Source organism: Halomonas sp. BC1 (genome assembly GCF_002078135.1).
GTDB classification, from domain to species: Bacteria; Pseudomonadota; Gammaproteobacteria; order Pseudomonadales; family Halomonadaceae; genus Vreelandella; species Vreelandella stevensii.
Window position 1 is genome coordinate 255,322 of the sequence record NZ_LFGS01000012.1, and the last position, 6,006, is coordinate 261,327.

Annotated in this window: 6 protein-coding genes and 1 pseudogene; 1 reads left to right on the top strand and 6 read right to left on the bottom strand. The window is 60.5% G+C overall.

The annotated features are described in order from the left end of the window. The 5 genes and pseudogenes from B7L72_RS10745 to B7L72_RS10765 all read right to left on the bottom strand — a co-directional run. Window positions 1–677, bottom strand: a pseudogene (locus B7L72_RS10745) (hypothetical protein); the annotation flags it as partial. A gap of 105 nt (window positions 678–782) precedes the next feature. After that, complete coding sequence (vapC, locus tag B7L72_RS10750) at window positions 783–1,193, bottom strand: type II toxin-antitoxin system tRNA(fMet)-specific endonuclease VapC (protein ID WP_016913422.1); 411 nt, start codon at window positions 1,191–1,193, stop codon at window positions 783–785. Next, window positions 1,193–1,423: a type II toxin-antitoxin system VapB family antitoxin gene (gene vapB, locus B7L72_RS10755; protein WP_081194225.1), complete on the bottom strand. Its 231-nt coding sequence runs from the start codon at window positions 1,421–1,423 to the stop codon at window positions 1,193–1,195. Before vapB ends, vapC begins: the two co-directional genes overlap by 1 nt. Before the next feature lie 219 nt (window positions 1,424–1,642). After that, window positions 1,643–3,322 (bottom strand): 2-isopropylmalate synthase, encoded by a 1,680-nt coding sequence (gene leuA, locus B7L72_RS10760; RefSeq protein ID WP_081194227.1) that lies wholly within the window; start codon window positions 3,320–3,322, stop codon window positions 1,643–1,645. 13 nt (window positions 3,323–3,335) lie between these two features. Beyond that, window positions 3,336–4,217, bottom strand: coding sequence for an ion transporter (locus B7L72_RS10765; RefSeq protein ID WP_081194230.1), 882 nt, complete (start codon window positions 4,215–4,217; stop codon window positions 3,336–3,338). 161 nt (window positions 4,218–4,378) lie between these two features. Here B7L72_RS10765 and B7L72_RS10770 point away from each other — a divergent pair, with 161 nt between their 5' ends. Continuing rightward, window positions 4,379–5,221 (top strand): DUF6694 family lipoprotein, encoded by an 843-nt coding sequence (locus B7L72_RS10770; protein WP_081194232.1) that lies wholly within the window; start codon window positions 4,379–4,381, stop codon window positions 5,219–5,221. A gap of 30 nt (window positions 5,222–5,251) precedes the next feature. Here the strand turns inward: B7L72_RS10770 and serB are convergent. After that, on the bottom strand, window positions 5,252–6,006 hold a 755-nt coding region (gene serB, locus B7L72_RS10775; RefSeq protein ID WP_081194235.1), incomplete at its 5' end, for a phosphoserine phosphatase SerB.

Consider the following 6,006-nt stretch of genomic DNA (forward strand, 5'->3'; position numbering starts at 1 on the left):
AGCACCTTGACCGTGCTGGCCATCACCAGCAGGTCCACCCCTGCCCACCCGAGATCGCTGGCACGCACGCCGTCGCCGCTGCGCCACTGGCTCTCCAGTTGACGAATCCCACTGGTGAAAAAGTCGCCCACCCCGGTCACGACGCGCTCGCCTTGCAGCCAATTCACCTGGCCTTCACGGTCGATGACGAACTGGTTCAACAGTGCGTGCCCCTCGGCATCGAGGAATGCAATGCCCATCAGCCCGCGCTGCTGGGCCGACCATTGCGCCGGGGCAGGCATCTCTTCATCGCTCCACCATCGGCTCAGCTGCTGGTAGCGCTCACCCAGCCAGTGCTGCGCACGCAGCGTGGCGCTGTCGTGATGATGAAAATAGCTGACCGGCAGCACCGCATCGGCACCATAACGCACCAATACGTCTTGCCACTGGGGTGAGAGCCCGTACGCGAGCAGTACCTCCCGGGCGAGATCGCCATGCTGCATGACAGCCAGCCAGGCGCTCATCCACAGCGCCTGATCAGAAGCATAGTGCAGCATCAGCGCGTTGATCTCAGGAGACTCTTGCTCAAGGGGCAATGCAGGCAGTGCCTTATGGGCTTCCAGCCGCACCAGCCGTGGCTCGAAGGGCTCGCGGGAGGCAGCCGAGGTCAATATTGCAGCTGCCAAGGCAATCAGCACGAAGACCCACCCAACCCGTGTTACCCATCCTCTGCACATTGACGGCTATCCTGCTGTTCTATGCTGGAATAATCGCTCTGACACTAGGTCTCCCGCCATAGAGCGTCACTGCCCCGAGCCTACCCAATCTTCTACACGCAAGCCCGGCACTGCTTTGAACTCGCGCATATTGTTGGTGACCAGTATCAGCCCTCGTGAGCGCGCGTGACCGGCGATCATTTGATCGTAAGGGCCTATGGGCTTGCCCACCTTGGCTTGTTCAGCGCGCAGCTGCCCTGTATGCGATGCCGCTGCCTCGTCGTACATCAACACGTCCAGCCTGGCTGCAAACCCTTCGATGGTGGCTAAATTACGTTCAGGGAAAGCAGATTTTTCTGCACCATACACCAACTCCATCAGTGTGACAGTACTGATGCACAGCTGCCCATGATGCTGTTTGAATGCCTCACGAACCTCTTGCGGACGATTTTTAATCGTGAAAATGCAGATATTGGTATCGAGCATGAACTTGAGCATCAAAACAGGTCTCGTTCCTGTTCGGTGGGCTGCTCACGTGACGACATGAAATCAGCGCTCACGCCTTCACCCTCAAACCAGCTATCCCAGGCCTCCCCGGCTGGCGATATAACCCGGGTACGACCAATGGCCACGATGTCGACTCGCTTTACACCTTCTGGCAGAGCCAACGCTTTGGGCAGTCGAACCGCCTGGCTTCGATTACTCTGAAAGACTGCGCCTTGTTCCATGATCAGACTCCTGTGACAGGACCATCGGGAGATACCGTACATGGAACTCATGTTAGCCAACGCAATGGATATGTCAAAGGGATATACACCCTAATGAGCCTACCCAATTCTGTAGCTGGCGATGCACTTCCTCCATGGGCAGATACGCCTGCTCCATGCTGATCTCTGAGTCAGTGCATCTTGTAAACCGTGTTTACTCCAACGTTGCCGCCTAAACGTTTACTGTTGGGAACGAGCCACATGATAACGATTGATGGCACTCAGCACGCCTTTCATGGAGGCGCTGGTGATGCTCTCGTCACTGCCGACGCCAAACACGGCTTGGCCGTCGATACGGACTTCGACATAGGCAATGGCTTCCGCATCGGCGCCCTGGCCTCGGGAGTGCTCGTGGTAGTCGATGATCTCCACGTCGTGACCATGGGCGTGCAGCGCTTTGACGAAGGCGGCCAGCGGGCCGTTGCCCTGACCGCTCAACAGATGGCGTTCGCCCTGCTGCTCCACGACGGCTTCCAGGGTGACGCGGGGGCTATCCGGCTCGGAGACCAGGCGGTGGTTGACCAGCGCCAGCGGTGCCTGCCGCTCCAGGTACTCTTCCAGGAAGGCCTGATAGATCATCTGGGAAGTGATCTCGCGGCCCGTACGGTCCGCCACTTCCTGCACCACCTGGCTGAATTCGATGGAGAGCCTGCGCGGTAGCTCGATGCCATACTCCTGCTCCAGCAGGTAGGAGATGCCGCCCTTGCCCGACTGGCTGTTGACGCGAATCACGGCTTCGTAGCTGCGCCCGACATCCATGGGATCGATGGGCAGGTACGGCACGTCCCAGGGGGCTTCGGGGTTGGCGCGACGCTCGGCCATGCCCTTCTTGATGGCGTCCTGATGCGAACCGGAAAACGCCGTGAACACCAGGTCGCCCACGTAAGGATGGCGCGGATGAACCGGCAGCTGGTTGCAGTACTCCACTTCGCGCATGATGGGCGTGATATTGGAGAAATCGAGCTGGGGGTGTACGCCCTGGGTGTACATATTCATGGCCAGTGTCACGATGTCCACATTGCCGGTACGCTCGCCATTACCGAACAGGGTGCCCTCGACGCGATCGGCACCTGCCATCAGGGTCAACTCCGCCGCCGCTACGCCGGTGCCGCGGTCGTTGTGCGGGTGCACGCTGACGATCAGCGTATCGCGCTTTTTCACATGGCGGCAGAACCACTCGATCTGGTCGGCGTAATTGTTGGGCGTGGCCACTTCGACCGTGGCCGGCAGGTTGACGATCATCCGGTTGTCCACGCTGGGGCCGAAGGTGTCCATCACGGCTTCGACGATCTCCACGGCGAAAGGCATTTCCGTGGTCGTGAACAGTTCCGGCGAATACTGGAAGGTCCACTGGGTCTCCGGGTTGGCGGCCATCAGGTCACGTATCTGCGCCGTGGCGTCCACGGCAATTTGCACGCACTCTGCCTTGTCGACGTTGAACACCACCCGTCGAAACATCGGGTCGGTGGCATTGTAGACGTGCACGATGGCACGCTTGGCGCCCTTCAGCGCCTCGAAGGTGCGCTCGATCAGATGCGGCCGTGCCTGGGTCAGCACCTGGATGGTGACGTCGTCGGGAATCTTGTCCTGCTCGATCAACGAGCGCACGAAATCGAAATCGGTTTGCGACGCAGAAGGAAAGCCCACTTCGATCTCTTTGAAACCGATCTTCAGCAGCATGTCGAACAACCGCTGCTTGCGCTCCTGATCCATGGGGTCGATCAGCGACTGGTTGCCATCGCGCAGGTCGACGCTGCACCAGATGGGCGGCGTGTCGATGCGCTGGCCGGGCCACTGACGGTCGGGCAGGTCCACCGCCACGAAAGGGCGATACTTTTTCGAAGGGTCCTTCATCATCATCGTGGCTCTCCTGTTATTCGTCGCGGTCAGGCTTTGCTTGGCCAAGCTGTGCTAGACCAGGCTTTGCTTGCGCGGCCGCCTGCAGGGCGGACTCCATGCGATCCAACTGGCTGCGCAGTGCGCGCACGTCGTCACGCAGGCCCTGTATCTCTGCAGCTTCGCCTTCTCCGCTTTCTAAATCAATCTGTGCGCTCTCTTTCTGCATCACGTCCAGCACGATACCGATCATCATATTCAGGAAAATGAACGCATTCAAAAAGATGAAGGTCAGAAAGTAGATCCAGGCGTAGGGGTACTGCTCCATGGTGGGATACAGCACCGCCGTGGCCCAGCTCTCGAAGGTGGCCACCTGGAACAGCGTCAGCATGGCCAGCGCAATGTTGCCCCACAGCTGCTCATCCACGGTATGGAAGATGAAGCTGCCCACCGCCGCGTAGATATAGAAGATGATGAACATCAGCAGCGCCACGTAGCCCATCCGTGGAATGGACTTGATCAACGCCACCAAGAGCAGGCGCAGCTCGGGAATCATCGACACCAGACGCAGCACCCGGAAGATGCGCAGCAGGCGGGCCAGCAGCACCATCTCCGAGTCGTCCATGGGGATGAGGCTGGCCGTGACGATCAGGAAGTCGAACACGTTCCAACCCTTTTTGAAGAAGTTGGTCAGATTGCGTTCGGCGGCCATGCGAATCAGCAGTTCCACCAGAAAGAAGATGGTGACGGCGATGTCCAGATAGATCAGCCACTGCTCGAACTGACTGACCTCATCATAGGTGCGGGCACCGATGGTCAGGGCAGACAGCACGATGATGGCGATCACCACGGTCTCGAACAGCTTGTTGCTGCGCAGCTTTTCAAAGCGCGCCTGCCAGGTAGTAAAGGATGCACTCATGGAACGGGGCTTCTCGGAAACGTTGAATCGGCACACTTTATACCAAAAAGGGCCGCCTTCCACCTGCTGGATACAGGGGAGTTTTTCTGCTCCGGCTAGTGGTCGATACCACTTTCGGGTAAGCTCCCTGTCGGTTTTTTGGCCTGTAACGAGGTACAACTATGCGGCGCCTGACAAGGCTATCGATACTGTCGCTGACGGCCCTGCTGATGGCGGGCTGCGCTGACCCCAAAATTGATACGAGTTCGATGCCCGCAGCCGTGGTGTCCATCGAGAAAGTCCGCGATTCGCTGCCCACTTACAAGCGCGACGAGTTCGATCAGGCGTTGAAGATCATCGCCATATCGTCTTTCAGCGGGATGAGTGCGCTGCAACCCGGGCGCATGAACGCGGCTGAAATCGCCGAGTCGGCCAACGCCTACATGCACGGGCTCACCGGCGACCAGGTCATCGAGCGAGCCGACGAGATGCTGCGCCAGCGCCGTGCCCGAGAGCGTGACCAGGCCCTGCGCACCTTGAGCCGCCTGGAAGAAAAAGAGGCCAACGCCGAAGCCGCCCAGCAGCAGCTGGCGCAGGTGAGTATCGACAGGGCGCGCTACTATCTTGCTTCCAGCCCATTCGGAGCGCTGGAGCCGGTCATTGAACTAGAGGTCAGCAACGACTCCGAGGAGAGCATTGCCGAGCTGCAGCTGCGCGGCGTACTGCGCAGCGCCAACCGCGACGTTGCCTGGGTAGACGAGACGTTCTACTACGTGATTTCCGGCGGCCTGGCGCCGGGTGAGCGCGCCACCTGGAGCCTGGCGCCCAACCGTTTTGGCCCCTGGGGCAACGATCAGATACCCCGAGATGCTCAGCTCAGCCTAACGCTGAAAGGCGTGAAGGATGCCCAGGGCCAACGGCTGTGGCACGCGCCTACGCTGACGGAGGCCGAAACCGAACGGCTGGCAGCCCTGCGGGCCGAGTACGGTAGCCTGACGCCCAGCACCGAGAGCCCTTCGAGCTGAACAGGGCGGCCAAACGCCGCCCCGTCATCACTAGACAGGATCGATCAGCTCGGCCTGGGAATAGCCCAGCAGATAGAGCACGCCATCCAGCCCCGCCACGCCTAACGCCTGACGCGCCTCGGCACGCACCAGTGGCTTGGCGCGAAACGCTACGCCCACTCCCGCCTTGGCCAACATCTTCAGGTCGTTGGCCCCGTCACCTACCGCCACCGTCTGCGCCAGGTCGATACCTTCACGCTGGGCAATCTGCTCCAGCAGCAGCGCCTTGCGCTCGGCATCGACGATGGGCTCCTGGACTTCGCCTGTGACCTTGCCCTGCTGAATCACCAGCTCATTGGCGTGGATCTCATCGAAGCCAAGCCGCGCCTGCAGGCCACAGGCAAAATAGGTAAAGCCACCGGAAAGGATGGCAGTGCGGATACCCTGATGGCGAAGATTGGCCATCAGCCGCTCGACGCCGTCCATCAGCGGCAGCTCGGCCGCAATGCTGGCCAACACCGACTCATCCAGCCCCGCCAGCTTGCTCATCCGCTCCCGGAAGCTGGCCTGAAAGTCCAGCTCGCCGCGCATCGCCCGCTCGGTGACTTCAGCCACTTCGTCGCCTACCCCGTGGCGGCGCGCCAGCTCATCGATCACCTCGGCCTTGATCAGGGTGGAGTCCATATCGAAACAGACCAGCCTGGGAGCCCCCAGGTGGCGCCGGTCGGGTTGCACCACCACGTCGGCCCCCAGCGTTTCCCCCAGCGCCAGCGCCGCCTGACGCAGCTCCCGCCACTCGGCGGGAG